24 protein-coding genes and 1 riboswitch are annotated in these 25,333 nt (G+C 61.5%); of the genes, 10 read left to right on the top strand and 14 right to left on the bottom strand.

The window, feature by feature from the left end:
• Nucleotides 1-91: 91 nt before the first annotated feature.
• Nucleotides 92-778 carry a Crp/Fnr family transcriptional regulator gene (locus tag ABD112_RS10710; RefSeq protein ID WP_343925730.1) on the bottom strand — a complete coding sequence of 229 codons (687 nt, stop codon included), beginning with the start codon at nucleotides 776-778 and terminating at the stop codon, nucleotides 92-94.
• 219 nt (nucleotides 779-997) lie between these two features.
• On the bottom strand, nucleotides 998-1,321 hold the full coding sequence (locus ABD112_RS10705; RefSeq protein WP_343925728.1) for a DMT family transporter: 324 nt from the start codon (nucleotides 1,319-1,321) through the stop codon (nucleotides 998-1,000).
• A 9-nt stretch (nucleotides 1,322-1,330) separates the two neighbouring features.
• Nucleotides 1,331-1,395, bottom strand: a riboswitch (guanidine-III (ykkC-III) riboswitch).
• 77 nt (nucleotides 1,396-1,472) lie between these two features.
• Here ABD112_RS10705 and ABD112_RS10700 point away from each other — a divergent pair.
• From ABD112_RS10700 to ABD112_RS10685, 4 genes are all read left to right on the top strand, one after another.
• A complete protein-coding gene (locus ABD112_RS10700; RefSeq protein WP_343925726.1) occupies nucleotides 1,473-2,627 on the top strand; it encodes a hypothetical protein in 1,155 nt (384 codons plus the stop codon).
• Complete coding sequence (locus tag ABD112_RS10695; protein WP_343925724.1) at nucleotides 2,624-5,251, top strand: multicopper oxidase domain-containing protein; 2,628 nt, start codon at nucleotides 2,624-2,626, stop codon at nucleotides 5,249-5,251. The genes ABD112_RS10700 and ABD112_RS10695 overlap by 4 nt, the downstream gene beginning before the upstream one ends.
• 113 nt (nucleotides 5,252-5,364) lie before the next feature.
• Nucleotides 5,365-5,946, top strand: coding sequence for a TetR/AcrR family transcriptional regulator (locus ABD112_RS10690; protein ID WP_343925722.1), 582 nt, complete (start codon nucleotides 5,365-5,367; stop codon nucleotides 5,944-5,946).
• An 83-nt stretch (nucleotides 5,947-6,029) separates the two neighbouring features.
• A complete protein-coding gene (locus ABD112_RS10685; RefSeq protein ID WP_343925720.1) occupies nucleotides 6,030-7,583 on the top strand; it encodes an FAD-dependent monooxygenase in 1,554 nt (517 codons plus the stop codon).
• A gap of 4 nt (nucleotides 7,584-7,587) precedes the next feature.
• On the opposite strand, the gene ABD112_RS10680 is transcribed toward ABD112_RS10685, so the two are convergent.
• On the bottom strand, nucleotides 7,588-9,618 hold the full coding sequence (locus ABD112_RS10680) for a transketolase family protein (RefSeq protein ID WP_343925718.1): 2,031 nt from the start codon (nucleotides 9,616-9,618) through the stop codon (nucleotides 7,588-7,590).
• Between the two features lie 110 nt (nucleotides 9,619-9,728).
• Here ABD112_RS10680 and ABD112_RS10675 point away from each other — a divergent pair, with 110 nt between their 5' ends.
• The 4 genes from ABD112_RS10675 to ulaA all read left to right on the top strand — a co-directional run bounded on the left by ABD112_RS10675 (nucleotide 9,729) and on the right by ulaA (nucleotide 13,365).
• Complete coding sequence (locus tag ABD112_RS10675) at nucleotides 9,729-10,925, top strand: ROK family protein (RefSeq protein WP_343925717.1); 1,197 nt, start codon at nucleotides 9,729-9,731, stop codon at nucleotides 10,923-10,925.
• A gap of 107 nt (nucleotides 10,926-11,032) precedes the next feature.
• Nucleotides 11,033-11,485 carry a PTS sugar transporter subunit IIA gene (locus ABD112_RS10670; protein WP_343925716.1) on the top strand — a complete coding sequence of 151 codons (453 nt, stop codon included), beginning with the start codon at nucleotides 11,033-11,035 and terminating at the stop codon, nucleotides 11,483-11,485.
• Nucleotides 11,486-11,512: 27 nt separating this feature from the next.
• Complete coding sequence (locus ABD112_RS10665; protein ID WP_343925714.1) at nucleotides 11,513-11,788, top strand: PTS sugar transporter subunit IIB; 276 nt, start codon at nucleotides 11,513-11,515, stop codon at nucleotides 11,786-11,788.
• 44 nt (nucleotides 11,789-11,832) lie between these two features.
• Nucleotides 11,833-13,365: a PTS ascorbate transporter subunit IIC gene (gene ulaA, locus ABD112_RS10660; protein ID WP_343925713.1), complete on the top strand. Its 1,533-nt coding sequence runs from the start codon at nucleotides 11,833-11,835 to the stop codon at nucleotides 13,363-13,365.
• A 110-nt stretch (nucleotides 13,366-13,475) separates the two neighbouring features.
• Here the strand turns inward: ulaA and ABD112_RS10655 are convergent, their stop codons facing one another.
• The 3 genes from ABD112_RS10655 to upp form a co-directional block, all read right to left on the bottom strand.
• Nucleotides 13,476-14,111: a pyridoxamine 5'-phosphate oxidase family protein gene (locus ABD112_RS10655; RefSeq protein WP_343925712.1), complete on the bottom strand. Its 636-nt coding sequence runs from the start codon at nucleotides 14,109-14,111 to the stop codon at nucleotides 13,476-13,478.
• Nucleotides 14,112-14,168: 57 nt separating this feature from the next.
• The gene (locus ABD112_RS10650) at nucleotides 14,169-14,942 is read right to left on the bottom strand and encodes a winged helix-turn-helix domain-containing protein (protein WP_343925710.1); all 774 of its coding nucleotides are present in this window, start codon (nucleotides 14,940-14,942) and stop codon (nucleotides 14,169-14,171) included.
• Nucleotides 14,943-15,288: 346 nt separating this feature from the next.
• On the bottom strand, nucleotides 15,289-15,921 hold the full coding sequence (gene upp / locus ABD112_RS10645; protein ID WP_009773869.1) for a uracil phosphoribosyltransferase: 633 nt from the start codon (nucleotides 15,919-15,921) through the stop codon (nucleotides 15,289-15,291).
• Between the two features lie 64 nt (nucleotides 15,922-15,985).
• Between upp and ABD112_RS10640 the strand changes: the two genes are divergently transcribed.
• Nucleotides 15,986-16,417, top strand: a complete 432-nt coding sequence (locus tag ABD112_RS10640) for a nucleoside deaminase (protein WP_343925845.1) — start codon at nucleotides 15,986-15,988, stop codon at nucleotides 16,415-16,417.
• A 27-nt stretch (nucleotides 16,418-16,444) separates the two neighbouring features.
• On the opposite strand, the gene ABD112_RS10635 is transcribed toward ABD112_RS10640, so the two are convergent.
• Both ABD112_RS10635 and ABD112_RS10630 read right to left on the bottom strand, forming a co-directional pair.
• The gene (locus ABD112_RS10635; protein WP_343925707.1) at nucleotides 16,445-16,828 is read right to left on the bottom strand and encodes a hypothetical protein; all 384 of its coding nucleotides are present in this window, start codon (nucleotides 16,826-16,828) and stop codon (nucleotides 16,445-16,447) included.
• A 17-nt stretch (nucleotides 16,829-16,845) separates the two neighbouring features.
• The gene (locus ABD112_RS10630; protein ID WP_343925705.1) at nucleotides 16,846-17,808 is read right to left on the bottom strand and encodes a cation diffusion facilitator family transporter; all 963 of its coding nucleotides are present in this window, start codon (nucleotides 17,806-17,808) and stop codon (nucleotides 16,846-16,848) included.
• A 23-nt stretch (nucleotides 17,809-17,831) separates the two neighbouring features.
• On the opposite strand from ABD112_RS10630, the gene proC reads away from it, so the two are divergent.
• Nucleotides 17,832-18,659 (top strand): pyrroline-5-carboxylate reductase, encoded by an 828-nt coding sequence (gene proC / locus ABD112_RS10625; protein ID WP_343925703.1) that lies wholly within the window; start codon nucleotides 17,832-17,834, stop codon nucleotides 18,657-18,659.
• Nucleotides 18,660-18,696: 37 nt separating this feature from the next.
• On the opposite strand, the gene ABD112_RS10620 is transcribed toward proC, so the two are convergent.
• The 6 genes from ABD112_RS10620 to ABD112_RS10595 form a co-directional block, all read right to left on the bottom strand.
• On the bottom strand, nucleotides 18,697-19,944 hold the full coding sequence (locus ABD112_RS10620) for a sugar ABC transporter permease (RefSeq protein ID WP_343925701.1): 1,248 nt from the start codon (nucleotides 19,942-19,944) through the stop codon (nucleotides 18,697-18,699).
• Nucleotides 19,941-20,765 (bottom strand): ATP-binding cassette domain-containing protein, encoded by an 825-nt coding sequence (locus ABD112_RS10615; RefSeq protein ID WP_343925699.1) that lies wholly within the window; start codon nucleotides 20,763-20,765, stop codon nucleotides 19,941-19,943. The genes ABD112_RS10620 and ABD112_RS10615 overlap by 4 nt, the downstream gene beginning before the upstream one ends.
• A 76-nt stretch (nucleotides 20,766-20,841) precedes the next feature.
• Nucleotides 20,842-21,918 (bottom strand): ABC transporter substrate-binding protein, encoded by a 1,077-nt coding sequence (locus ABD112_RS10610; protein ID WP_343925697.1) that lies wholly within the window; start codon nucleotides 21,916-21,918, stop codon nucleotides 20,842-20,844.
• Nucleotides 21,915-23,147, bottom strand: a complete 1,233-nt coding sequence (locus ABD112_RS10605) for an ROK family transcriptional regulator (protein WP_343925695.1) — start codon at nucleotides 23,145-23,147, stop codon at nucleotides 21,915-21,917. The genes ABD112_RS10610 and ABD112_RS10605 overlap by 4 nt, the downstream gene beginning before the upstream one ends.
• A 50-nt stretch (nucleotides 23,148-23,197) precedes the next feature.
• Nucleotides 23,198-23,869 carry a potassium channel family protein gene (locus ABD112_RS10600; RefSeq protein ID WP_343925693.1) on the bottom strand — a complete coding sequence of 224 codons (672 nt, stop codon included), beginning with the start codon at nucleotides 23,867-23,869 and terminating at the stop codon, nucleotides 23,198-23,200.
• Nucleotides 23,862-25,301 carry a TrkH family potassium uptake protein gene (locus ABD112_RS10595; protein ID WP_343925691.1) on the bottom strand — a complete coding sequence of 480 codons (1,440 nt, stop codon included), beginning with the start codon at nucleotides 25,299-25,301 and terminating at the stop codon, nucleotides 23,862-23,864. Before ABD112_RS10595 ends, ABD112_RS10600 begins: the two co-directional genes overlap by 8 nt.
• Nucleotides 25,302-25,333: the final 32 nt, after the last annotated feature.

The raw sequence follows: 25,333 nt of genomic DNA, 5'->3' as shown, positions 1-25,333 counted from the left end.
GATGATTGCCCCGATCAGGGGTGTAATCATGACTTTAGGTTGGGCGCTCAACGGGCACCATGACGGGCATCAGTTTGCCGCAGTTCTGCCGTTACTCTTCCGCCGCCGCGATCGCGGTGAGCTTGTTGTGATCAAGTATTGAGGTCCAGCGTCGGCCGGTATCGACAACGCCGTCTTTGCGCAGTTGGCTCATGACGCGAGAGACCGATTCGGGCGTTGATCCGGTCATCGCTGCCAGATCGGCACGAGACAAAGGCAGTTGGATGAGGGTGCCGTCGCCGCTTCCGCCATGCTGACCGAACTTGCCAGCGAGTTGCAGCAGCGTGGTCGCAACGCGCTGAGCAACAGTACTGGTGGCGCGTTGGCTGGTGTCAGAGCGGGCCTCCTGCAGCAGAGCAGTGACATCGTCGAGTGCGCGCAGTGCGATCTCGGGGTACTCAAGCAGCACTTCGCGAAACGCATCGGTACCGATACGTAGCGCGCAGGTGGTGACTAAAGCCATCGCTGTTTCGCCGTAAACGGGGCGACCTAAGACAGTAAGACCACCCAGAAACTCGCCGGGCGCGAGGATATCGAGAATGGAATCGTTCCCGTTCAGCGCCGGTTGAAGCGTTTTCACTTGACCGGCAGCAACCACATACAAATAGTTAGCGGGATCGCCAGCGCTGTACAGGCGGTCACCTTCCGCATAAGAAAGGGACACCATCCGGTGATCAATGCCATCGAGCGCCAGCTCAGAAAGCCCAGCGAAGAGCGGAACTTGAGCGAGGATCTTCATGCGCATCGGCTTGGGACACTCGTGTGGTTGAGTGCAGGTGTGTTGCAACGGAGACCGTCGCCGGATTGACAGTTGTTCAGTCTGGCGGGCGGCCTTCTTCGGTGCACTGCCGTCTGAGTTCTGCGCCGCTTCACTCACAGTTCGTCCTCCGTTGCTCTCAGTGTATGACGCGGATACCGATCGTGCCGTGCGGCGATAGCCTGATGCGGTCGGGGGAGATTAGCTCGGCGAATCGACCAGCTTGAGCCCGACAATGCATCCGATCAATCCCATGATCAGCAGGACCTTGATCCACGAGACAGGTTCGCCACCAAAAATCATCGCGTAAGTGACGGTGAGCGCAGCGCCGATGCCGACCCAGATCGCGTAGGCGGTGCCGATGGGGATCTCACGCATCGCTAGGGCGAGTCCACCCATGCTCACAACAATGGCGACACCGAATATGATGCTCGGCCATAGTTTCGTGAAGCCCTCAGATTTTCCGAGGGCAGTGGCCCAGACGGCTTCGAGCACGCCAGAAACGATCAGAATTAGCCAGTACACAACAGTCTCCTTGGCCAGTCTTGTCGCATACCCGGTACTGATCCGTCGTCGGGAGCCGATCGTCGCGGCTACCTTTCTAAGATATCAAAACTGCGCCCCGATGGCAGAAGCATCCTAGAGAGCAGCGGCGGCTGCGGAGTAGAATGAGGGCATGAGCTCGGTTCTGCGGCCGACTGGTCGCACAGGCAGTACAACAGCGCCTGACCGAACCCTCCTCATCCGACGGCTCGCGTTCGTGATCCCGGGTGGGATTGCCCTTCTTGGTGGTTTGGATGCTGCCCTTCTCCTCTTGGGGCTGCCTGCGCCGGTGACCACCGAACGGCTTCCGCTCATCCACGCGCCCCTCATGGTCTTCGCTTTCATCGGAACTCTGGTGGTGCTGGAGAGGGCCGTCGCAGCCCGACGCTGGTGGGGGTTCATCTCACCGCTGGCATTTGGGCTCGGTGGTTTTGCCCTGCTCTCGACACTTCCGTTCGCCGTTGGGCAGCTGAGCTTTGTGCTCGGTTTTGTCGTGCTGCTCGCCATCTACGGGGTGGTGTGGGCGCGGCAAGCGAGCATAGCCACCGCCATTCAGGTGCTGGGTGCGTTGTCGGGGCTGGCATCCGCGATCCTGTGGCTGGCCGGCGTCATCATCCCCCTCATTGCACCGTTGATGGTCGCGTTCTTGGTGCTGACGATCTTTGGCGAACGACTGGAGCTGGCGCGCATTTCACCCACCGTTAACGCCAGAGTGGAGTGCTTGGCGTTCGTCGGCAGCATGGCCTTGGCGCTGACGGCGCTCGCGGCCCCGCTCTGGCCCGTCGTCGGCTACCCATTGTTCGGTATCGCAATGCTCGCGATTGTGCTCTGGCTGTTTATATTTGACGTTGCCACCCGGTTGGCTCGCTCCACGGGCCTTGCCCGGTACATGGCTATCTGTTTGCTCCTCGGCTACGCCTGGCTGGTGGTCGCTGGGGCAATCTGGTTGGTCGTCGGGCCGGTGATCTCGGGCCCCGCCTACGATGCGGTGCTGCACGCCGTCTTCCTTGGTTTTGTGATGTCGATGATCATGGCTCATGCGCCGGTGATTCTGCCCGCGGTCATCCGTCGTCCGCTGCCGTATCGGTGGTTCCTCTACCTTCCCGTTGTACTGCTCCATGCCTCGCTCGCTGTGCGAGTGCTCATCGGTGACAGCCGGGGTATCGACGAAGCGGTGCAATGGGGTGGCGCCCTCAATGTGGTTGCGGTGTTGGCGTTCGTGGTGCTCGCAGTGGCATCGGCGATTGCCGGTGCGCCGCACACAGCCAAGCGTGAGGTGGTCGCGTGAAGCGTCGCAACTGGTATCTGGTCATGAATTCGTTGATCGGTTTGTGGCTGGTGGCTTCCGCCGTGGTGGTCCTCATCCACCGCTTCGTGCCGCTCGGCGGCTGGTTGATGGTGCATCTGCTGCTGCTCGGTGCGGTCAGCACGGCAATTCTGGTCTGGAGCCAACACTTTGCCGACACCCTCCTTCGGCGAACCGCGCGGGGCGGGCGAGGTTTTCATGGGGTGCGGTTGGCCACGCACACGGTCGGCGCGGTCCTTGTTGTCTCCGGTATGGTCGCGGATGTCTGGCTGCTTGTTCTGATCGGCGGAATTCTGGTCGGTCTCAACGCTCTGGCGCACGCGACCAGTCTGATCATCCAGGGCCGAGGGGGACTCCCGGCACGCTTCGCACCGCTCGTGCGGTACTACGTTTTCGCCGGCATCAGCTTGGCCGTGGGTGTGACGCTCGGCGTCTTACTAGCCCGCGCATCCCTCCCGCCAGACCTCCACGACAGATTCGTGGTCGGCCACCTCGGGGCGAACCTTCTCGGCTGGGTCGGGCTTACCGTCATCGGCACCGTCATCCTGCTGTGGCCGACAGTGCTGCACACCAGAGTGAGCGAGACGACGGATGCTTCGGCACGACGCGCGCTTGTGCTCCTCGTTTCGGGGGTGGGCGTTTTTGTCATCGGCAGCGTTGTCGGGATCCCGCTAGTCGTCGCAGCCGCGGTGGTCATCTACTTGGTTGGCTTCGGCATGATCGTGGTGGAGGGCGTTCGCGCGTGGCGGGCATCTCCGCCAACCACGTATGCCGCCTGGAGCATTGCGGCTGCGGTCGGCTGGCTGCTGGTGTGCACTGTCGCCCTTGGAGCGATCGTTGTTCTTGCCCCCAGCTGGGAAGCCGCGGGGGAGGGGCTCGACTGGTTGGTGGCACCATTTGCGGTCGGCTTCGCCGCCCAGATCGTGCTCGGTGCGCTCAGCTACCTGCTCCCCGTGGTTCTCGGCGGTGGCCCTTCTGCGGCTCGAGCGGCGGCGGCAGAACTCGATCGGGGCGCATTTTTTCGATTTCTCGTCATCAACGCGGGCATAGTCCTCTACCTGCTCCCGGTGCCGAGCTTGGTCGCCGTGGTTGTCTCGTTTGTTGTCTTCGCCACGCTGTTGTCGTTCCTGGTGTTGGCGATCCGTGCGGTGCGCGTCGGGAAGAACGTTCGTGGCGGACCTACTGGTGCGTCGGCTACTGCGAGTTCGGAGAGTGCCGCGCGCCCAGCTGCCGGGCCGAAGCGGCACAGCGGGGCGGCGCTGTTGGCGGTGGGAACCCTCCTCGTGGCGACCACGTTTGGCATCGCCCTGGATCCAGCATCCGCGGGCCTATCTATGGAGGCCAGCGCTCCCACGATTGAGCCGACGGGCAACACAACGACCGTCGAAATGTCAATGAACAACATGCGCTTCACCCCGGACACCATCGAAGTTCCCGCAGGGGATCGCCTCGTGATCGAACTCTCCAACGTCGACACCGTGACCCATGATCTCGTGCTCGAGAACGGTGTCACCTCGGGCCGGGTTTCGTCCGGGAAAGCGGTGACAGTCGACGCTGGTGTGATTGCGGCGGACCTGGATGGCTGGTGTTCCATCGCCGGGCACCGACAGATGGGCATGGTGCTGACCATTGTCGTTACCGGCGGTGTGGCCGACGACGCGGCAGGCGATGCTGAGATGCCGGATGATCATGGGCACGGTGATTCCGACGCCCCGTCGGCGGCGGAAGACCTTGACCTGATGGCGAAACCTGCAGCCGGTTTCACTGCGCGGGATGCGACCCTGCCGCCGGCGTCATCCGCGACCGTTCACAATGTGACGCTGTCGGCGCAGGATGTTGAGGTGGAGGTATCGCCCGGAGTCACGCAGACACTGTGGACCTTCAACGGAACCGCACCGGGCCCTACCCTGCGAGGCAACGTCGGCGATAGGTTCAACATAACTCTGGTGAATGATGCCGACATCGGTCACTCGATCGACTTTCACGCTGGCTCACTTGCTCCGGATCAGCCGATGCGCACGATCGATCCCGGCGAGAGTCTCAGCTTCAGCTTCACCGCGGATCGGTCCGGTATTTGGCTCTATCACTGCTCGACCGCACCCAGGTCTGTGCATATCGCTAACGGCATGTTCGGGGCCGTCATCATCGACCCGCCAGGGCTCGCGCCGGTGGATCGCGAGTTTATCGTCGTGCAGTCCGAGCTCTATTTGGGGCCGCAGGGTGGCACGGCGGATGCCGCGAAGGTGCAGGCACAAATACCCGACCTGGTCGTCTTCAACGGCTACGCAAACCAGTATCGGCATGACCCGCTAGAGGTGAAGGTCGGTGAGCGAGTTCGAGTGTGGGCACTGGATGCCGGCCCCAACCTGCCGAGCTCGTTCCACATCGTTGGCGGGCAGTTCGATACCGTCTATTCGGAGGGTGACTACCGCCTGAAAGATGGCGGCAGTACCGGTACTGGCGGATCCCAAGCACTCGGTCTGCAACCGGCCCAGGGCGGCTTTGTTGAGCTGGCGTTCCCCGAGGCCGGGAACTACCCGTTCATCACCCACACGATGTCGGATTCCGAGCGTGGAGCGTTCGGGCTGTTCCGGGTCACGGACTAGCTTCCGGCTGGCTGCGTGCACCAACAATCAATGGTTTGGGTGGCGGCGCCGCGCTAGAATTCTGCCGAGTGACGGTGACGTTCTCGCGCTAGTAAGCCCAAGAAGGTAGGTCTATGATGAATGCCGTTCCGGTGGCTCGCGTGGATGTTGAACGCAATCGCCGCATCCTTCTCGATGCTGCTGCCGGTGCTCTCGCGCACGACCCTGACGCGACTCTGGGCGATGTTGCGCGCCGTGCCGGACTGGCAAGAGCGACTCTGTATCGCCACTTCAGCAGTCGCGAGAGCTTGCTTGATGCGCTGCGCGATGACGCGGTGGAGTGCGCGAAAGAGGTCGTTGCTGGGGCGCAGGTCGGTGACGGAACGGCATTGGAAGCGCTCCGGAGAGTCGTTGCGGGAATCGTCTCGTTGGGTGCCCGGTTTCGGCCGTTACTTCTTGAGGGCGCGGCTCAGGATCCCGAGTTCTTGCGGCGACGCGAAGAAGCGTTCATGCCGGTTGCGGTGATCGTTCAGCGGGGGCAACGCGCCGGTGAGGTCAAGGCTGAAATTTCGGTGCGGTGGGTTGTTGCGGCTTTGATGGCACTGCTCGCGGCGGCGGTGCGTATGGACGCGAGTCTCTCTGAGGAAGAAGTCGTCGAGCTCGTGTTCGGCACTCTCTCCCTGGGCATTCAGGGAACGCACAGCACACAAAACTAGACACTCTTGTCTCATTTCCGTAGCATGAGGGAATGACCCAAGACCCGACCCACGCCAGCGCGACGTCGCCCACGGAGAGAACTGTGGACGCTTCAGACATCGATGTTCTTGTTATTGGCGCTGGCCCCACGGGCCTTACAGCCGCCATCGAAGCGCTTCGTCACGGGCTGACCGTGCGCATCGTGGAACGTAAGTCGGAGCGGGGCATGTTCTCCAAGGCTCTAGTGGTGCACGCTCGCACGATGGAGGTGTTCGCCGTTATGGGCGTAGACAGCGACATCCGCGAAGCAGGAACACCATTCGCGGCCCTCAACCTCCACTTCAATAACCGGAAAAAGCGCGTCCACGTTGACCTGCTCACCCAGCCGTGGGGAGACACCGCTTTTCCCTTCTGGCTTTCTGTGCCTCAGCATGACACTGAGCGAGTTCTAGAGAACCGCCTGAGCAGTCTTGGTGGTCGGGTGGAGTGGTCTACCGATCTGCACCAGCTAGAGGATCGCGGAAACTTTGTTGAGGCCACACTTGTCGGCGACGAACAAGCCGAAGTAGTCCGAGCAGGGTGGGTGATCGGCTGTGATGGCGGCAGAAGCACCGTTCGCGAGCAGGCGGGCATCGCGCTCAAGCGCACCGGTGCTGGGGCCACTTTCCTTCTAGCAGATGTGAAGACCACCAGCGACCTCATTGAGGATGAAGGGCACATGTTCCTCGCGCCCGAAGGGTTGCTCATCCTCGTGCCAATGCCTGAGCCTCGCCAATGGAGGATGATCGCCCATGTGCCGTCCGGCGCCGAGAACCTATTGGGCTCCGTCGATGCCACCCAGCTCGACGCCCTTATTGCTGACCGGGCAGGCATCACGTTCGGTGCGCACGACGTCAGTTGGACATCTCAGTTCGACCTCAGCCACGGTGTTGCTGATCGCTTCCGTTCTGGCAGGATTTTCTTGGCGGGTGACGCCGCGCACATTCACAGCCCCGTTGGCGGGCAGGGCCTGAACACCGGCGTGCAGGACGCCCACAATCTGATGTGGCGGATCGCTGCATCACGGGCCGCTACGCCAGAGCGTGCAGAAGAGCTATTGGCGGAGTATGAGAGTGAGCGTCAGGGCACCGCTGGTGCGATGGTCGGCGGCGTCGCGCGCATGACCGCGATAATGACTTCGCCGCGGTTCGTCGCTCGACGTATCCGTAGTGTGATCGCGCCAATTGTCGTGTCACGGCCCTTCGTGCAGGCGAAACTGGCACGGGGCGTTGGGATGCTCAACCTCGCATATTCACGGCGCCGACGCATCCATGACTCCGGCAAGTGGGTTGCGGGCCACCGGCTGCCAAATCCAACACTTCGCGACGGTGAGCGACTTTACGACCGCCTGCCTAAGACCGGCTACAGCTGGGTAGTCTTCAGCAACCACGCAGTGACACCGGATGCTCGTGATGGGGGTACGCCGCGCTGGATGGGGTTGCCACTAGTTGTGTTGGAAGAGTCAGACCTTCAGCACGGCGAGAGCAGTCCGCGCTCTACTGCTGTTGTATTGGTTCGTCCAGATCGCTATATTGCTGCTGCAGGAACCGACCCCGAATCATTGGGCTATGCCTTGCCGAGTCGGATTCAGTTGTTGCATGCCGGGCAAGGCGACTAGCCGACTACCGCCCCAGCGTGCGCCGCGAAGCTTCCAGCACGGCACCCAGGGTGATCCCGCGACGGGCCATCACCTGGGCACCCGATCCGGATTCACCAAACTCTTCAATGCTCACGACTTCGCCGTTAAGCCCGACCCAGCGGTACCAGCCGTCGCCCCGCCCGGCCTCAACGGCAACGCGGGCGGTGATGGCTGCGGGCAGCACGGTTTCCCGGTAGGCAGCATCGCTGGCCGCAAACCACTCAACACCCGGCATCGAAATGACGCGTGCCGAAACACCTTCTGCCGCCAGAGCCTCTGCCGCTTCAAGCGCGAGCGATACCTCACTGCCGGTGGCGATGAGCGCGAGATCGAGACCCTCACCGTGCTGCCACGCAACATAACCGCCGTGGGCGACCTTGGCATCCAAGTCGTCACGCTCGTGAAGAACGGGAACATGCTGACGCGAGAAGATCAGCGCCGTGGGGCCAGCAGGCTGGGCGATCAGTCGCTTCCACACCGACACAACCTCGGCGGCATCCGCGGGTCGCACTACATCGAGGCCCGGCACCGTGCGCAGGGAGGCGATCTGTTCGACCGGTTGATGCGTCGGTCCATCCTCGCCAACAGCAACACTGTCGTGGGTGAAGACGTAGATCACCGGCAACTGCATGAGAGCAGCGAGGCGGATGCTCGGCCGCATGTAGTCGCTGAACACCAGGTAAGTCGACGCAAACGGTCGCCATGGTCCCTGAATGGCGATGCCGTTGAGTATCGCTGCCATGGCGTGCTCCCGAATCCCGAAGCGGATGAATTCGCCACCAGGGTTACTCGCGGTCACGGCGGAGCCGGGCACCTCTACGCCAGTCGACCCGGCGAGGTCTGCTGAGCCGCCCCAGAGCGATGACACGTTCTGCAGCGCCTTGATCGCGACGCTGTTGAGCTTGCGGGTTGCTGACGGAGTGCCGACAGCGGGCAGCTCGATTGATTCGAGCGCGCCAAGGGCTGCCGAGCCATCTGGATTCCGGAAGGCATGCCACGTGCTCGCAGCCTCAGGCTCCGCAGCCTTCCAGGTCGCGAGCGCCGCGTTCCATTCATCTTCAAGGGTCTGACCACGGGTGAGAGCGCCCCGCGCAAAGCTGAGAGCGTCATCGGTCACGAGAGCTTCGAGCGGAGCATCCGGGGCAAACCCGAGTGAGGTCTTGATCGCCGCAAGTTCATCGTCGCCGAATCCGCCGGAGTGAGCGGCGGGCTTGCCGGAGAATTCGGCTGATGGTGCGCCAATCACGCTGCGCAGAGCAACAAAGGTGGGCCGACCATCGCGCGACTTCGCTTCGGTGAGCACTCGTTCGATTTCGTCTAGGTCGCTTGCATCGTCGATCTCTAGTACTCGCCAGCCGTAGGCGGCGTAACGAGCGCGCACATCCTCGCTGAACGCTGCTTCGCCTGTCGAGTCGATCGTGACGTTGTTGTCGTCCCAAATTACGACCAGATTATCGAGACCGAGGGTGCCGGCAAGGCTCGACGCTTCACCGCTCACGCCCTCTTGCATGCAGCCGTCGCCGGCGATTACCCAGGTGGTGCTGTCGAGCCGGGGGAGGTTGGGCGCGAAGAGTGCTCGCCCGTGGCGTGCAGCCAGAGCCATTCCCACCGCAGACGCGACGCCCTGCCCGAGCGGTCCGGTGCTCATTTCGATGCCGGGGGTGTGGCCGAGTTCCGGATGCCCGGGGGTGCGGCTATCGAGGGTGCGACTCTTGGCCAATTCGTCGAGTTCCAGCCCGTAGCCCGTCAGAAACAGCTGTACATACAGCAGCAGACTGGCGTGCCCGGCGGAGAGAACGAGTCGGTCACGGCCGAGCCAGTGGGGGTTGTTGGGGTTGTGGCGCAGAATCCGTTGGTAGAGCACGTGGGCGAGGGGGGCAAGCGCCATGGCGGTTCCGCCGTGACCGTGGCCTTTGGCTTGCACGACGTGGGCGGGGATGGCGATGGCTGCGCGCACGGAGTCCGCCTCAGCAGGCGTGATGTTTCCGGAGAAGGGGAGGCCGTTTTCTGACATACCTGACACTTTGGTCTACATGTGTACTAAAGTCAACGTGTGCAGAAAGATCTGCGCAGTCACGAAGTAGACTTCCCCTCAGGGCTGGTCACAATGCGGAGGACAAAGCTATGGCGCACGTGATCTCAACGGGTTCTGGAGTTGTGCTCGATCTCATCCGTTCCGGTCAGGCGACCACCCGTTCCGATCTCATCTCGCAGCTTGGCTGGTCGCGAATCACTCTCGCCCGCCGGCTCGATGAGCTGCTGAACGCCAACATCATCGTGAGCGCCGGCCAGTCCGACTCTCGAGGCGGCCGCCCGCCAGAAGAGTTTGTCGTCAACAAAGACGCCGGTCTGTTGCTCGCCATGGATATCGGCGGTTCGCACTCGCGCCTCGCCATCACCGACCTCGTGTCGAACATCCTCCTCGAAGACGAAGCAGACATCGGGCTCGGGCATGGCCCAGACGACATCTTCGACTGGAGCTGCCAAGTGTTCGACCACTTGCTCGCCAATCTCGGCAAATCGCACTCCGATGTTCGGGGCATCGGTGTAGGTGTGCCCGGCCCAGTTGACCCTGCCCGCGGCCGAATCGCATCCCCACAATTAAACGCTCAGTGGGCGGATGTTGTGGTCAAGGATTACTTTCCCGGCGACTACCGAGCGGTGTTCGCCGTCGATCGCGACGTGAACATTCTCGCGGTGGGGGAGCATCGTCTGGGCTGGCCCGAATACCGGGACGCGATTGTGTTGAAGGTCGGAATGGGAATCGGCTGCGGTCTCGTGTTCGATGGCCGCGTTTACCACGGCGACCGTGGCGGCGCGGGAGACCTGGCGCACTCGCCTTCGGGCGGCACCGAGGTTTGCCTGTGTGGACGTATCGGATGCCTCGACACGGTCGCCAGCGGCCGTGCGATCGAACGTGAACTGCACGCGCTCGGCGCAACGGTGCGTACGAGTGCCGACATTGTGGAGCTCGCCGCCACCGGCCATGAAGGTGTTGCGAAAGTGCTGGCGGATGCCGGTAATCACATCGCTGAGGCTCTGCTCGATCCGGTTGCGCTCTTGAATCCGTCTGCGGTGGTGATCGGCGGCAACATCGCTGAGGCAGGGGCTGTGTTCCTCGATCCCATTCGCGAGCGCCTGCTGCGTGACGCTACCGAGTTCTCTCGCCGTGATCTCGTGGTGATTCCGGCACGACTAGGGCACCAGGCGGGCATCATTGGTGCGTCTCTTATTGCTCAAGACGCGTTGTTTGAGCCCGACCGGATCAGTCGGTTGACTCGCGAAGATGACGCATCTCTCGAGAAATACGGCGAGAAGTAGCCACTTAGGGCTATTCGTAGACATAAGTCTCGTTTTTGGACTAGGCTCGCAAGCGCCAGCGCAGTAACTTGTGACGGTGCGAGCGACCGGCGAGAGAGCAGGATTCAATGAGCGAAACCTTGGCAGACGAACTCAGCGATGACGCGATTATCTTGCGCGCCGAGGCCAGCGACTGGCGTTCCGCCGTTCGCCTCGCCGGAGATGCGCTCACCGCAACCGGGTCGACAACCGACGAATACACCGCCGAAATGATTCGCGCGGTCGAAAATCTCGGCCCGTACATTGTCATTGCGCCGTCCATTGCACTAGCGCACTCCCGGCCATCGCCCGCCGTGCTCAAGACCGGGATCAGCTGGGTCAGCTTGGCCAGCCCCGTCGAATTCGGCCACTCAGCCAACGACCCCGTTCGACTCGTCGTCGGACTAGCGGCCGTCGACCACGACTCTCACCTCGCCACCATGTCGAATCTTGCCGGCGTACTCAGCGGCGACATCGACCGCCTCCTTGAGGCGACAACCCCTGAACAACTCCGGGCACTCATTCGAGAGAACACGCAGTAGCCCACTGCGACATCGAAAGGCAAACACATGAAAATCGTTGCGGTTTGTGGAATGGGAATCGGTACATCCGTTCTCCTGAAAATGAATGCAGAAAAGGTTCTTCGCGCGCTCGGAGTTGACGCCGACGTCGAGGCTGCCGATATCGGAGTCGCCCGCGGTATGGCACGCGACGCTCAGATCGTGTTGACCTCCGAAGAACTCGCCCCGGAGATTGGCGACGTTCCCGCAAACGTCATTGTCATCGACAACTTCTTCGACCTCGAAGAAATCACGGCAAAGCTCAAGGCAGCGCTGCCCGAATAACGCGTCACCTTTTCGCATAACCAACCAACTCAAGGGAGAACACAATGGAGTGGCTTGTTGTAGTCCTGAATTTCATCGGACAACAGATTCTCAACGTCCCGGCCTATCTCGTCGGAATCATCACGGCAGTCGGCCTCATCGCTCTCAAGCGACCAGCCGGAGCCGTTATCGGCGGCGGCCTCAAGGCAGCGCTCGGCTTCCTGATCTTGGGTGCCGGAGCTGGCGTTGTCGTCGGCTCACTGACCCCGCTCGGCAACCTGATCCTTCTGGTCACCGGTGCCCAGGGCGTCATCCCCACCAACGAGGTCATCACGGCCCTCGCCTCGGTTGAGTACGGTGCCACCAGCGCCTACGTTCTCACCCTCGGCTTCCTCGTGATGCTCGCGCTTGCTCGGTTCACGCCGCTCAAGTACGTGTTCCTCACCGGCCACCACATGGTGTTCATGGCTCTGCTGCTCAGCGTTGTGCTTTCGGTTGGCTTCGGCCCCGACCTCAACTGGCTTGTCGTACTGATCGGTGCTCTGCTGCTCGGCGTGATCATGGTCGTGATGCCCGCATTCGCGCATCCGTGGACCAAGAAGATCACCGGGGACGACACCATCGCCATCGGCCACTTCGGAACCCTCGGCTACATCGCCGCCGGTGCTGCAGGTCAGGCAACCGGCCAGAAGAGCCACTCCACCGAAAAGATCGACTTCCCCCAGGGCCTTAAGTTCTTGCGTGACTCGATGGTCGCCACGGCAATCTCGATGGTGCTCATTTACATGGTCTTCGCCATCTGGGGCCTCATCGCATTGCCCCAGCAGGAAGCACTCGGCATCTTCGGATCCGCGGATGTCGGCGCCTACATCATGGCCGCATTCGCTCAGGCGCTGCAGTTCGGTGTCGGTGTCGCGATCATCCTTTACGGTGTGCGCACCATCCTCGGTGAGCTCGTTCCTGCCTTCCAGGGGATCGCCGAAAAGGTCGTACCCGGTGCCAAGCCGGCCCTCGACATCCCGCTGGTATTCCCCTTCGCCGCTAACGCGGTGCTGATCGGATTCCTCGCATCGTTCCTTGGTGGACTCGTTTCGCTTGCATTGCTCGCGGTCTGGCTCGGCCCAGTCTTCGGTCTCGCGCTGATCCTGCCCGGCATGGTTCCCCACTTCTTCACTGGTGGTGGTGCTGGCGTCTACGGCAACGCAACCGGTGGACGAAGGGGTGCCGTCGTCGGTGGTTTCGTCAACGGTGTGCTCATCACGATCCTGCCCGCGATTCTGCTACTCGTGCTCGGCGAGCTTGGATTCGCCAACAGCACCTTCGGCGATGCCGACTTCGGTTGGTTCGGAACGCTCATCGGTGTCAGCCTGCTGAGTGGTGTGCCGGCGATCGGAGCGATCTTGACGGTACTGATTGCGGTCGTTCTCGTGGTCGTCGCATCCATCTTCCAGATCCGCGTTGTCAACAAGGGTTGGCTGCCGGGAGCGAAGCGCGATGCGTGGCTTGCTAGCGAGGCTGAGAAAGCTGAAGCTGAGAAGGCAGCCGAAAAGGCGGCAGCGAAAGAGGCTGCTGCCCCGACTGCGGAAACAAACGCTTAACCTCTAAGACCGGGTCATTCGGGTGATCTGGTCGGGCGCCATTCCTTCGGGGATGGCGCCCTTTTCTTTGCGGATTGGATGCCCGCACAGCGATCCAGTATCACCGGCGGTCAGTCGGTGCCGCGCAGCGCGTTGACCGAATCCGGAGTGGGGATGCCGCGCCTCAGGTCGGGCGCATCAAGAACTGTCGCTGGTTGCTTGCCGAAGCGCACTTGGCCAGCCCAGGCGTCTCCAGCGATGTCGTCGGTGGCGTCTTCAGGCCACCCGTCCGAGACACGCGCGGACCACTCGTCGATGGGCATGGAGAGAACCAGCGTGGCAGCGAGTTCCTTCTTCGTGTTCTGGCGAACCTCGCTGAGGCGACCGGGAATCAACTTCTCCGTCAGGGCGTCGAGCGCGTCGGCTTTCTCGGTGCTCTCCAAGACCCGAAAGGATCCGAAAAGCACAGCGCTTCGGTAGATCAACGACGACTCGAAAGCCGAACGGGCCACCACAATCCCGTCAACCGAAGTTACCGACACCGCTGCGGGCGCTCCAGAAACCAAGCGCATCCACCGCGAGCCGGTTGACCCGTGAACGATGAGGGAACCCCCGAAGCGGGCCACTGCTGTCGGTAGCACCCCGGGGGCACCGTCCTCGTCAACATAGGCAACGTGACCGATGATCGTGGAATCGAGGAGCGCATTCAGCACGTCACGATTCTTGGTCATCAACTCAGGCATCCGGGTAGCGCTCGTTTTACTCACCCGGTCAGTGTGGCATGTCGGCGTGCGGACGGGGCATCTAGGCGGCGTGCCCGTACCTTAGATGAAGTCGGGGCTCGGCGTTGAAGCAAAGCGTACCGAGACATCCGGATGACGGTCGTAGCGGTAGCCGATGCCACGAACGGTGCGCACGACGTCTTCATACGCGCCGAGCTTGGAGCGCAGGCGGCGGATGTGCACGTCGATGGTGCGCTCGTTGGGTGCTGCGTCGTCTTCGGCAGACCACAGGGTGGAGATGAGCTGGGCGCGGGCGATGGTTTGCGATTCGCGCAGGATGAGAAACTGCAGCAGCTCGAACTCTTTGTAGGTGAGTGCTGCTGGCGCGTCATCGATGAGTACGCGCTTGCGAGAGAGATCGACGATCACTCCGCTTGCAGCCTTTTCTTCTGGTTCTTCTCCCTGGCGGTGCTTCGCGAGAGCCGAGGGATCCTGCAGCGCGAGACGCACTACGTCGACGTCGCGGCCGCCGGCACCAACCGGTGCGAGGGCGACAGCCGCGTGGGTTTCGGCCGTGGGAACAAGTTGCTGGGCGAGATGCTTGAGCTGTTCGACGATCGCGCTCAGATCAGTGCCAGCGGCTGCGGCCTTGAGCTCATCGATGCCGACGTAGAGCACGAAGCCACGAGCTTCGGTGCCCTGAGGCACGGCGCGAAGGCGAGGCGCTTCAGCCGCGGGTGCGGTAGGAACCGCCGGTGCTGGTGTTACTGCTGGGCGAGTGTCGCGTGCGGGCTGCACGGCCAGCGACAGTTCGCGGGCCGGGGCTGCCGGAGCGAAAGGGGTGCGGGGGGTACGTTCGATGGTTGCGAGAGACATGGGTCCAGAAATCCTTGGATAAGGGGTGAAGGGCCTCTGATGATGAGGGTGTGATCCTTCGGAAAAAATTAAGTGTGTCGAGCTAGATAGACGCCGTTATGAGGACGTAAATCTGGGGGCATCCATTCTGGTGAGAATGCCCGGCGCAGGTTGGCCGACTAGGCACACATTCGACAACACGAAGACGCACTTACAAGCGCAGTGCTCACCAGCGCTGTGCCCGTAGGCATCGAGCCGGCGGTCCTGGAAGCCACGAGGGCGGTCAGGTCGCGAGTTTGTACAGTCATGGTTGCAACTATGTTTCATGCAGCGCGCGTCTGTCAAGTTGCGCGCGAAAAATGTGGGGCTAGACGAGACCGTAAAGTCGGTCGCCAGCGTCGCCAAGCCCCGGCACGATGTAGCCGTGCTCGTTGAGGCGCTCGTCGAGGGCGCCGAGCACGATGGTGACGTCGCGGCCCTCCATCGCCTTCTCTACAGCGGCAAGGCCCTCAGGGGCACCGAGGATGCAGACGGCCGTGACATCCGTTGCGCCGCGGTCAAGCAGGTACTGAATGGCGGCGATGAGCGAACCACCGGTGGCAAGCATGGGGTCGAGCACGAAGCATTGGCGGTTCGACAGGTCATCGGGCAGGCGCTCGGCATAGGTGTCTGGTTGCAGAGTTTCTTCGTTGCGCACCATGCCCAAGAACCCAACCTCAGCGGTGGGAACAAGCTTGACCATGCCTTCGAGCATCCCGAGTCCAGCACGCAAGATGGGAACCACCAAGGGTTTAGGTGAGCTGATCGCAACACCGGTGGTCTTGGTCACGGGGGTCTCAATGTCGACCGCCTCGACGCGCACTGAGCGGGTGGCCTCGTAGGCCAGCAGGGTAACAAGTTCTTCTGTCAGCGCCCGAAAAGTGGGGGCTGCAGTGTTCTTGTCTCGCAGCACGGTGAGCTTGTGCGTGATGAGAGGGTGGTCGGCAACGTGAACTCGCATAGGCTAAATCTACTTGAGGTCTGGACCAACAGGAGAACCGATCGTGACAAAGTTCGATCAGTGGATGACGCGGGCCATCGCCGAGGCCAAGCTCACGGCTGATTCTGCTGACGTTCCGGTCGCCGCTCTCGTCTTCGATGAGCACGACAATCTCGTCAGCGTTGGGCGCAATGAGCGGGAGCTGACGGGCGACCCCACGGCGCACGCCGAGGTTGTGGCAATCCGGGCTGCGGCGGCGGCAACAGGCTCGTGGCGGCTCGACACGATGACTCTCGTGGTCACGCTTGAGCCGTGCACGATGTGTGCTGGCGCGATCTTGCAGGCGCGCATCCCTCGCGTGGTTTTTGGTGCGTGGGATGAAAAAGCGGGGGCTTCAGGCAGCGTGAATGATCTGCTTCGTGACCGGCGTTTGCCTCACAAGGTTGAGGTTGTTGCCGGTATCCAAGAGGCAGAGTGTGCTGCGCTGCTCACTGATTTTTTTGAGGCCCGCCGCTAGCGAGCTTGCTCAACCCTCCGGCGGTTTTTAGTGCCAGAGCACCGCAACGAACACGTTGATCAGTGCGCCCATTCCGGCGAGGTGCAGGAAGGGCAGCGCGGCCTTCTTTTCGCTTGTTCCGGCAGCCAATGCCTTGCGCTGCCGTGCGCGAGCAGCGAGCACAGCAATCAACACGACAACCGCGAAGATCAGTTTCACAGCGATTTTGGCGTTGTTGATGTCTTCGCCACCCATCTGAAGCACGCCGACCAGGGCAAGACCGGTCACAAGCTGGGTGATTGCACCGATAAGCATGGTGCCGAACTCGAAACCCTGCTTGCGGCGCAGTTGGAGGGCGAATGATCCGATGATCAACGCCAGCCCGATGAAGTGGAAAACGAGCAGCGTGAGAATAATTGGTTCAACATTCATGGTTTCGGGTGCTTTCTTTAGTCGTTGCCTTTGATGACGATCGCATCAGTGGGTGGGGCTGCTTCGGTGGGGCGGCGGTAGACGTCGGGCTCAATGTAGATTACGCGCGCCATGGGCTCGGCCGCACGAATCGCACGCTCCACACTGTCGATGCTGGCTGCGACATCCGAAACCCGAGTTTGGGCACCGAAGTCGATCTTGGCGCCAACGAGCAATTCTTCTGGGCCGAGGTAGAGCGTCTTCATGTGGATGAGTGAGCGCACGTCGGGGTGCGCGTTAATGGCGTCGCGGATGAGGTTGCGCTGTTTCACCGTTGCACCCTCGCCGACGAGCAGGCTCTTGGTTTCGATGCCGAGAACGATGGCAACGAGCACCAGCAGGATTCCGATGGCGATGGTGCCGATGGCATCCCACATCGAGTCGCCTGTAACGATCGTGAGACCAACACCGAAGAGGGCGAGCACAAGACCCAGCAGAGCGGCGACGTCTTCGAGCAGCACGACGGGCAGTTCAGGAGCTTTGGCGTGACGGATGAAGGCGATCCAGCTTTGCTTGCCGCGAACCAGATTCGACTCACGCACGGCGGTGCGCAGCGAGAACGACTCAAGCACGATTGCAATGAGCAGAACGGTGATTGGCAACCACGCTTGTTTGAGGGGGTGCGGCTCTTGCAGCTTATTGATGCCCTCATAGAGCGAGAACATGCCACCGACCGAGAACAGGACGATCGAGACGACGAAGGCATACACGTAGCGTTCGCGACCGTAGCCGAATGGATGCTCGGCATCCGCCTGCTTTTTCGCCTGCCTGCCACCCAGCAGCAGCAGCCCCTGATTGCCGGCGTCTGCGACCGAGTGAACACTTTCGGCAAGCATTGCGCTCGAGCCTGAGATCACGAATGCAATAAATTTTGTGACGGCGATACCGCTGTTTGCCAACAGTGCCGCGATGATTGCCTTATTTCCGCCTGACGCGCTCATGTGATCAATCCTAGGATGTTCACGTGACTACTTCTCTTCCTAGCATTGCAATTGTCGGCGCCGGATCAATGGGGGGTGCCATCCTGCAGGGTTTACTTGACCCTTCGGTGACAGTAACCGGGGGCATCCGTGTTACGAATCGCACCGCAGCGAAGGCTGCTGCGGTGCGTTCTGAGGGCGTCGAGTCGTTTGCTTTGGAGAACACCCCAGACGCAAATGCTCGCGCAGTGAAGGGCGCCAAGGTCGTCATGCTTGGCGTCAAACCCCACATGATTCCTGACACCCTCGCCGAGCTTGCCCCGTTCCTCGAAGCTGACGCCATCGTCGTCAGTGTTGCCGCTGGTGTGACAACCGCGCGGATGGAAGCCATCGTCGACAACGTTGTGTTGCGTGCCATGCCCAACACTCCCGCTATTGTCGGCAAGGCCGTGACCGGGCTTAGTGCCGGGTCGCGGGCCACTGACGAAGACCTCGCGATCGGCCGGGCCGTGTTCGAGACTGTCGGCACCGTTGTTGAGACGCCAGAGTCGCAGATTGATGCACTCAGCACGATCTCGGGGTCTGGCCCCGCCTACGTGTTCTTGATTCTCGAAGAGTTCTCCCGCACCGCTGTTGACATGGGGTTCACGCCCGAGCAGGCGTTGACCCTGGTGGCGGGAACATTTGAGGGTTCGTTGGCGCTGCTTGCGGCATCCGATAGTTCGCCCGAAGAATTGCGCAAGAAGGTTACGAGCCCCAAGGGCACCACCGAGCGCGCTGTTGAGCAGCTTCAGGCAGCGGACCTCAAGTCGATCTTCGACAAAGCGACCGCTGCTGCACTGGTGCGGGCGAAGGAACTCGCGGCTGGATAGTCTCCGCAACCCGTTCGCGCGGGCTCTGCATCCGCTTCTAGAAGCGGCCGTGCAGAGCCCGTGAGCGGCGTGAGAGCGAGTCGATGATCACGGCGAGCAGCAGCACAGCCCCGGTGACCATGTAGCGAACCGACGAGTCGAGACTCAGCAGCGTGAGGCCGCTGGAGATCGACTGAATTACGACGATGCCGAGCAGGGCAGACCACGCGCTTCCGCGACCGCCAAACAGGCTCGCCCCGCCGATGACGGCTGCGGCTATTGCGGTGAGGTTGGTGTCGCCGCCACCGCTGCTCTGGTTGGCCGCTGCCAAACGTGACGCGGCGAGAACTCCGCCGAGGGTCGCGAGGGTCGCACTGACCATGAACACCGAAATGTAGACCCGATCAACTCGGATGCCGGCCCGCCGGGCTGCTTCAACGTTGCCGCCGACCGCATAGATTGACCGACCCCAGCGCGTGCGCGTGAGCGCAAAGTCGACGCCGATGACGAGCACCACAAACAGCAGGAACATGAGCCCGACGCCGCGGTCGGTGTTGAGATACCAAGCGCCGAGCATCAGGGCAACGAGCATCAGGCCGCCACGGAGGAGAATCGCCGTGCGCGACTCCGGCAGCAGTCCAGCGCGCAGGCGTCGGTTGGCGAGGGAGAGGTGCGAGCCGACGTACACGAGCGTTGCGAGCGCGACGAGCACGTACGAGAGCCAAGCGGGCAGGAACATTAGCTGGGCGAACTGCACGATCCAGGAGTCGAACGGAATGTTGATGGAACCCAAACGACCGAGCACCCACAGTTGCAGGCCGAGCACCCCGAGAAGGCCAGCCAGGGTGATCACGAAGCTGGGTACACCGAAGCGAGTGAGTAGAAAGCCATAGAACCAGCCGAAGAGTGCACCAGCGGCCAGAGCGGCGAGGATCGCGAACGGTAGCGGCCAGTTCAATTGCGTGAAAGTTACCGCCAGAATTGCTGCCGCAAGACCCGAAAGCGATCCAACCGAGAGGTCAATCTGGGCGAGAAGCAGCACAAGCACAACCCCGAGAGCGATGGTGCCGAGAGCTGCACTCTGCATCGCAAGATTGACGAGGTTGGCGCTCGAGAGGAACGTCGGATTCAGGATCTGAAAGACGGTCCAGATAATCGCAAGCCCGACAACCACGGGAATCGCACCTAGATCGCCGCCGCTCACACGAGCACGGAACGCCGCTAGCGTCTCTGCGATTCCGGCTGGTGGCGCTAGTTCGGCCGTAGGGGTGCTGTTGTTTGGCGGTCGGGGTGTGGAGGTGCTCATGAACTGAGTCCTTCCTGAGCGCGAGTGAATACCGCACCCTGCAGGGTTGCGCGACGGGTCACCGCATTGTCTGTTGCCCCGGTGATCGCCGCGATGATGTCTTCATAGGTCACATCGGCAACAGCAAAGTCACCATTGTTTCGCCCGAGACGCAACACGACCACCCGGTCGGCGACTGCCTGCACGTCGGCCATGTTGTGGCTCACCAAAACGATGCCGTGCCCGCGCTCGCGGAGGTGCTCGATGAGGTTCAGCACTTCAGCCGTCTGCGCAACGCCGAGGGCTGCCGTCGGCTCGTCGAGCACAACAATCGAAGGGTTACCGATGAGCGAACGCGCAATGGCGACAGTTTGTCGTTGCCCGCCAGAAAGTCCGGCTACGGGCGTGCGCACCGACGGGATCTTGGCTGAAAGCTGGCGAAGCAGTTCCCAGGTGCGTTGCTCCATTTCGACCTCATCGAGGGCGCGCGTTCCGAGCTCTCTCCCGAGAAATAAGTTGGAGACCACATCAAGGTTGTCGCACAGCGCCAAATCTTGAAAGACGGTAGCGATGCCGAGATCGCGAGAGTCTGTCGGGTTAGCGAGATTAACCTCATCGCCGTAGTGAGTGATCGTGCCGGAGGTAGCCGGATGCACGCCAGCCAGAATCTTCACCAGCGTTGACTTGCCAGCACCGTTGTCGCCAACGATCGCCACAACCTCGCCGGGATAAATGTCGAGCGAAACATCGGCCAACGCCTGAATCGCACCAAACGACTTGTTGATTCCGCGCAGCGAAAGGATTGGCTCATCGTCTGAAGTAGTCGGTGTGACTGCGGTCATGAGGTGCTCTCTTCCGTGCTCGAAATCTCCGTGCTCAAATCCTCTTGGCTCACATCAGCTGTGGCTTCGTGTGCCATTACCGAATCCCCGCAGCCGCGCACGCCTGCGCATATTCAGGGGTACAGATCTGCTCGACGGTGTAGAAACCATCAGCGACGACGGTCTCCATGATGTTGTCGATCGTCACGATCACCGGCGTCAACAGCGTCGTCGGGATGCCATTGGTTTCCTCACTCTGACCGACAAGCGTCTTGCCCTTGAGAAGGGCGACCGCGTGAGTGGCCGCGATTTCTGCCTCACGCTGGAAATCCTTGTAAATCGTCATGTACTGGTCGCCATTCACAATGCGTTGGATGGCGGTGAGCTCAGCATCCTGACCGGTGACAGGAGGAAGCGGGCTCACCCCGCCAGCCTTGAGCGCAGCAATAGCCCCGCCCGCGGTTGCATCATTTGCGGCGTAGACGCCGACGAGGCTGTCACCGTATTGCGTGACTTGGCCCGCCATCCACTCTTGGGCCTTATCTGGACTCCAGTCGGGGGTGTCGAACTCCGCGATGACGGTATACGCGCTGCCGTCGATCACGCTGTGCGCGCTCTTCTTGAAAAGACGCGAATTGTTGTCGGTTGGCGACCCGTTGATCATCACGATGTTGCCAGAAGAGAGCCCCTGGTCTGCCAGCTTTTCGACGAGCGCTTTGCCCTGAAGCGAGCCAACTTTCTCGCCATCGAACGACACCCAGAACGCTAGCTCGGGGCTGCCGATTAGCCGGTCGTATGAGATGACGGGAACCTTATGTCGCTGTGCTGAAGCAACAATAGTCACCGCCGCAGACGAATCCACGGGGTCGAGCACAAGAACACTGATTCCCTGAGCGAAAGCCGACTCAGCCTGCTGCTGCTGCTTTACCGGATCCTGGTCGGCGTTGGCATAGACGACCTCACACTGTGGGCACAGCTCGGCAACCTTCGCCTCAAAGAATGGGCGATCGTAGGCTTCGTAGCGAGCCGTCTTTGACTCGGGCAAAAGCAGAGCAATCCTGTACTCCGCACCAGCGCCGTTCGCTCCGATGACGGTGCACCCACCGAGGAACATCGCGACAAACATCAGCGAGACGATGACTCTGGCCAGCCTCTTTGACCGTGTCGCCCTCATGACGATACAGCCGATACAGCCGATACAGCCGATACAGCCGAGGGGGTCGAGGGCGTCGCCGAGTCTGCACCAATGGTGAGCTGGTCGATGGCGAAAGCAATCGCTCCCAACAGCTCAGTTCGCGCGCCAAGCTGGCTTTGCACCAGATCGGCTGCTCGCTCCGGCCCAACGATGACTCCGCGTTCCAGGGCATGCCGCATTGGCCCGAGCAACAGTTCGCCAGCCTGCGACAACTCGCCACCCACCGCAATGCGCTCAGGATCAAAAACGTTGCACAGGTTTGCTGCAGCAATCCCTAAATGACGTCCGGCATCGGCAATCGCGCGGATGCACGCAGCATCACCCCCAATCGCTTTCACGACAACATCGTGCAGCTTGAGCCCGCGGCGACCGGCACGCACCGACTCGATAATGGCTTGTCCTCCGACCAGCGTTTCGAGACATCCGCGATTTCCGCAGCGGCACAGGGCACCGTCTTCATTGAGCACCATGTGCCCGAACTCACCAGCGGTGCCGTTGTGGCCGCGAAATACTGTGCCGTTCAGGATGAGGCCGGCACCGATGCCTTCGTCGACGCTGATGTAGAGAGAATTTGGCTTGCCGCGCAACGCTCCCGTGCGGTACTCAGCCAGAGCACCCATGTTGGCGTTGTTGTCGACATACACCGGGCTGTTGAGCCTGATGCCCAAAGACTCGGCGACGGGCACGCCATCCCAGCCGCGCATTATGCCGGTTCTTGTGATGAGGCCGCTGGTCAGATCCATAGGGGCCGGCATCGCTAGACCCACGGCGAGAATCTCGTCGTGGGTGGCGTCAACCGACTCAAGCATGTCGGTGATGAGCTGTGCAGCGCGATTGAGCTCGTTGTCTGCGCGGTGGTCTTTAGCCAGCGGCATGTGTTGTTCGGCAACAACGGTGTGAGCCACGTCAGACAGCGCTACCCGCATGTGGCGTTCAGAAAAATGTACTCCGGCAACAAGACCCAACGCGCGAGCGAGCGTTACCTGATGCGCGCGCCTGCCGCTGCGCGTGCTCGGGTTTGTGGCCAACACCCCGGCAGCAGCAAGTTCCTTGACAATGTTGGAGACAGTGGCAGGAGAGAGGCCTGTGACGCCAGCTAGTTCGATCTGCGTGAGCCCGCCGTGATGCTTGACCGCGTCGACGATGCGAGCGCGGTTCGCTTCGCGGAGCGAAGATTGCGACCCTGGGGTCGCCCGTATTTTGCTCACGGATTCAAGATACAGGTAGGCAGCGCTAGAAAATTAGTCCACGAACGGGGCTAACTCGCTAGTGTCGCGAACTTCTCGATGTTCTCTGAGTTGCCACTGACGATCACGAGATCGTGATTCGAGATCACTGTTTCGGGAGTCGCATACGTGAATTCCTTGCCTGGCGCCTTCACGCCGACCACGGTGATTCCGTACTTGCGTCGCACTTGCGATTCGCTGAGCGGCACTCCACGAATCGGCTTCGGCGGGTACATCTTCACGATGGCGAAGTCATCATCGAACTCGATGAAGTCGAGCATCCGGCCAGACACCAAGTGGGCAACACGTTCTCCGGCCTCAGCCTCGGGGTAGATCACGTGGTTGGCACCGATGCGGTTCAAGATCTTGCCGTGCGAGCGGCTGATGGCCTTGGCCCAAATCTGCGGAATCTTGAGGTCAACCAGGTTTGCGGTGATGAGTACGCTCGCCTCGATTGACGAACCGACGGCAACGACCGCGATAGAAAAGTCTTCGGCACCGATCTGGCGAAGAGCATCGATGCTGCGAGCATCCGTCTGCACAGCGTGGGTCACACGCTCTGACCACTTTTGCACGAGGCCGAGGTCTTCGTCGATCGCGAGAACTTCGCGGTCGAGGCGCTGAAGTTGACCGGCGGTGGCCGCACCGAAGCGACCGAGGCCGATCACTAGCACCGGCGCATTGTGCGGAATCTTGTCAACCAACGATGGGCCTCTCTTCTGCTCTCGTGAACAACTGACGGCGCTGACTGGCCGCAAGGGCTGCCGCCAGAGTAACTGTTCCCACTCGCCCTGCCCACATTGTGGCGGCAACGATGTACTTGCCACTATCGGGCAGTGACTCTGTGAGCCCGGTCGAGAGCCCACAGGTGGCAAAGGCAGAGATCACATCAAAGAGCACCCGGTCGAGCGGTTCTTTAGTGATCTGCAGGATCGCGATGGTGGAGATCGCAACGATTGTTGCTCCCCACAGCGTGACACTCACCGCCAATCGCAGCACATCGGTGGGGATGCGGCGCTCGAAAGCGTGCATGTCATTGTCGCCGCGGGCCTCAGCGAGAGCAGCCAAGAAGAGCACCGCAAGAGTGGTGACTTTGATACCGCCAGCGGTGGATGCCGAACCACCGCCCACAAACATCAGCATGTCGAACACCAGCAGTGTCGACCCATTGAGTTCATTGATGTCGATGGTTGAGAAGCCGCCTGAGCGGGTCATCGTTGACAGGAATGTCGCGGTCAGTGGCCGAGACATGATGCTTTGACCGCCGAGGGTGTTGGTGTTGTTCCACTCGAGCACGATGACGGCAATCGCCCCGACAATGATGAGCAAAACGGTCGTCGTGAGCGTGAGGCGAGCGTGCACTGAAAGGCGGGCCCCGGCCTTGAGCTTGCGCACGACGGCGAAGATGACGGGAAAGCCGAGGCTACCCAGGAACACGCCGGTGCCGATAGCTCCGAGCATCCACGGGTCTTGGGCAAAAGCTTCCATGCCGCCAACCGTGGGCACGAAGCCAGTGTTTGTGAAGGCGGATGCCGCAAAGTAGAATCCCTGCCAAATGGCGGGCCAGACATCGAGTCCTTCAACCAGCAGCCGTGGGATGATCGCCAGAGCCAACACCAGCTCAATTGCCAGTGTGCTGATGGCGACCGTCGCAAGGAGCCCACCAATTTCTCCCAAGCGAATTGCTTGTGACTCTGAGACGGGGCCAACGTGAATTCGCGAGGGGTTGGAGTCGCTGGCCGCGATGAGGCGTTGGCGAAGTCCGAGACGACGAGACACGACGAGGCCGAGCATGCTGGCAAGGGTGAGCACGCCAATTCCGCCGACCTGCAGCCCGATCAGGATTGCGGTGTTGCCGAACGCAGACCAGTGAGTGGCCATGTCAACCGTCGTGAGGCCTGTCACGCAGATTGCAGAAACTGCGGTGAACAGGGCGTCGGCTAGGGGAGTGGCCTGCCCGTCGCGTGCCGAAATCGGCAAAACAAGCAGCGTGGTGAGCACGATCACGAGCGCGGAGAAGATGGCGATCGCGAAGCGGGCCGGGGCTGCGGCCGCGAAACGATCGATCAGGTCACGTACTCGACCGGCGATGCTGCGATCTCGAGTGTGTGCACGCATGGATGCCCGCGGACTCATAAGTTTTCTCTCCCCACGCACAGGAGGCCATG

It is taken from the genome of Rhodoglobus aureus, assembly GCF_039527955.1.
Classification (GTDB): domain Bacteria; phylum Actinomycetota; class Actinomycetes; order Actinomycetales; family Microbacteriaceae; genus Rhodoglobus; species Rhodoglobus aureus.
The sequence above is the reverse complement of the archived record's forward strand: the minus strand, read 5'-3'. Positions and strand labels throughout refer to the sequence as shown.

What these genes read in the sequence shown, in the direction of transcription:
- ABD112_RS10700 (WP_343925726.1), top strand. Translation starts at nt 1,473, where the DNA reads ATGAGCTCGGTTCTGCGGCCGACTGGTCGCACAGGCAGTACAACAGCG.
- ABD112_RS10665 (WP_343925714.1), top strand. Translation starts at nt 11,513, where the DNA reads ATGAAAATCGTTGCGGTTTGTGGAATGGGAATCGGTACATCCGTTCTC.
- ABD112_RS10610 (WP_343925697.1), bottom strand. Translation starts at nt 21,918, where the DNA reads ATGAGGGCGACACGGTCAAAGAGGCTGGCCAGAGTCATCGTCTCGCTG.
- ABD112_RS10670 (WP_343925716.1), top strand. Translation starts at nt 11,033, where the DNA reads ATGAGCGAAACCTTGGCAGACGAACTCAGCGATGACGCGATTATCTTG.
- ABD112_RS10630 (WP_343925705.1), bottom strand. Translation starts at nt 17,808, where the DNA reads ATGAGCGCGTCAGGCGGAAATAAGGCAATCATCGCGGCACTGTTGGCA.
- ABD112_RS10620 (WP_343925701.1), bottom strand. Translation starts at nt 19,944, where the DNA reads ATGAGCACCTCCACACCCCGACCGCCAAACAACAGCACCCCTACGGCC.
- ABD112_RS10635 (WP_343925707.1), bottom strand. Translation starts at nt 16,828, where the DNA reads ATGAATGTTGAACCAATTATTCTCACGCTGCTCGTTTTCCACTTCATC.
- ABD112_RS10595 (WP_343925691.1), bottom strand. Translation starts at nt 25,301, where the DNA reads ATGAGTCCGCGGGCATCCATGCGTGCACACACTCGAGATCGCAGCATC.
- upp (WP_009773869.1), bottom strand. Translation starts at nt 15,921, where the DNA reads ATGCGAGTTCACGTTGCCGACCACCCTCTCATCACGCACAAGCTCACC.
- ABD112_RS10640 (WP_343925845.1), top strand. Translation starts at nt 15,986, where the DNA reads ATGACGCGGGCCATCGCCGAGGCCAAGCTCACGGCTGATTCTGCTGAC.
- ABD112_RS10615 (WP_343925699.1), bottom strand. Translation starts at nt 20,765, where the DNA reads ATGACCGCAGTCACACCGACTACTTCAGACGATGAGCCAATCCTTTCG.
- ulaA (WP_343925713.1), top strand. Translation starts at nt 11,833, where the DNA reads ATGGAGTGGCTTGTTGTAGTCCTGAATTTCATCGGACAACAGATTCTC.
- ABD112_RS10690 (WP_343925722.1), top strand. Translation starts at nt 5,365, where the DNA reads ATGATGAATGCCGTTCCGGTGGCTCGCGTGGATGTTGAACGCAATCGC.
- ABD112_RS10680 (WP_343925718.1), bottom strand. Translation starts at nt 9,618, where the DNA reads ATGTCAGAAAACGGCCTCCCCTTCTCCGGAAACATCACGCCTGCTGAG.
- ABD112_RS10675 (WP_343925717.1), top strand. Translation starts at nt 9,729, where the DNA reads ATGGCGCACGTGATCTCAACGGGTTCTGGAGTTGTGCTCGATCTCATC.
- ABD112_RS10650 (WP_343925710.1), bottom strand. Translation starts at nt 14,942, where the DNA reads ATGTCTCTCGCAACCATCGAACGTACCCCCCGCACCCCTTTCGCTCCG.
- ABD112_RS10710 (WP_343925730.1), bottom strand. Translation starts at nt 778, where the DNA reads ATGAAGATCCTCGCTCAAGTTCCGCTCTTCGCTGGGCTTTCTGAGCTG.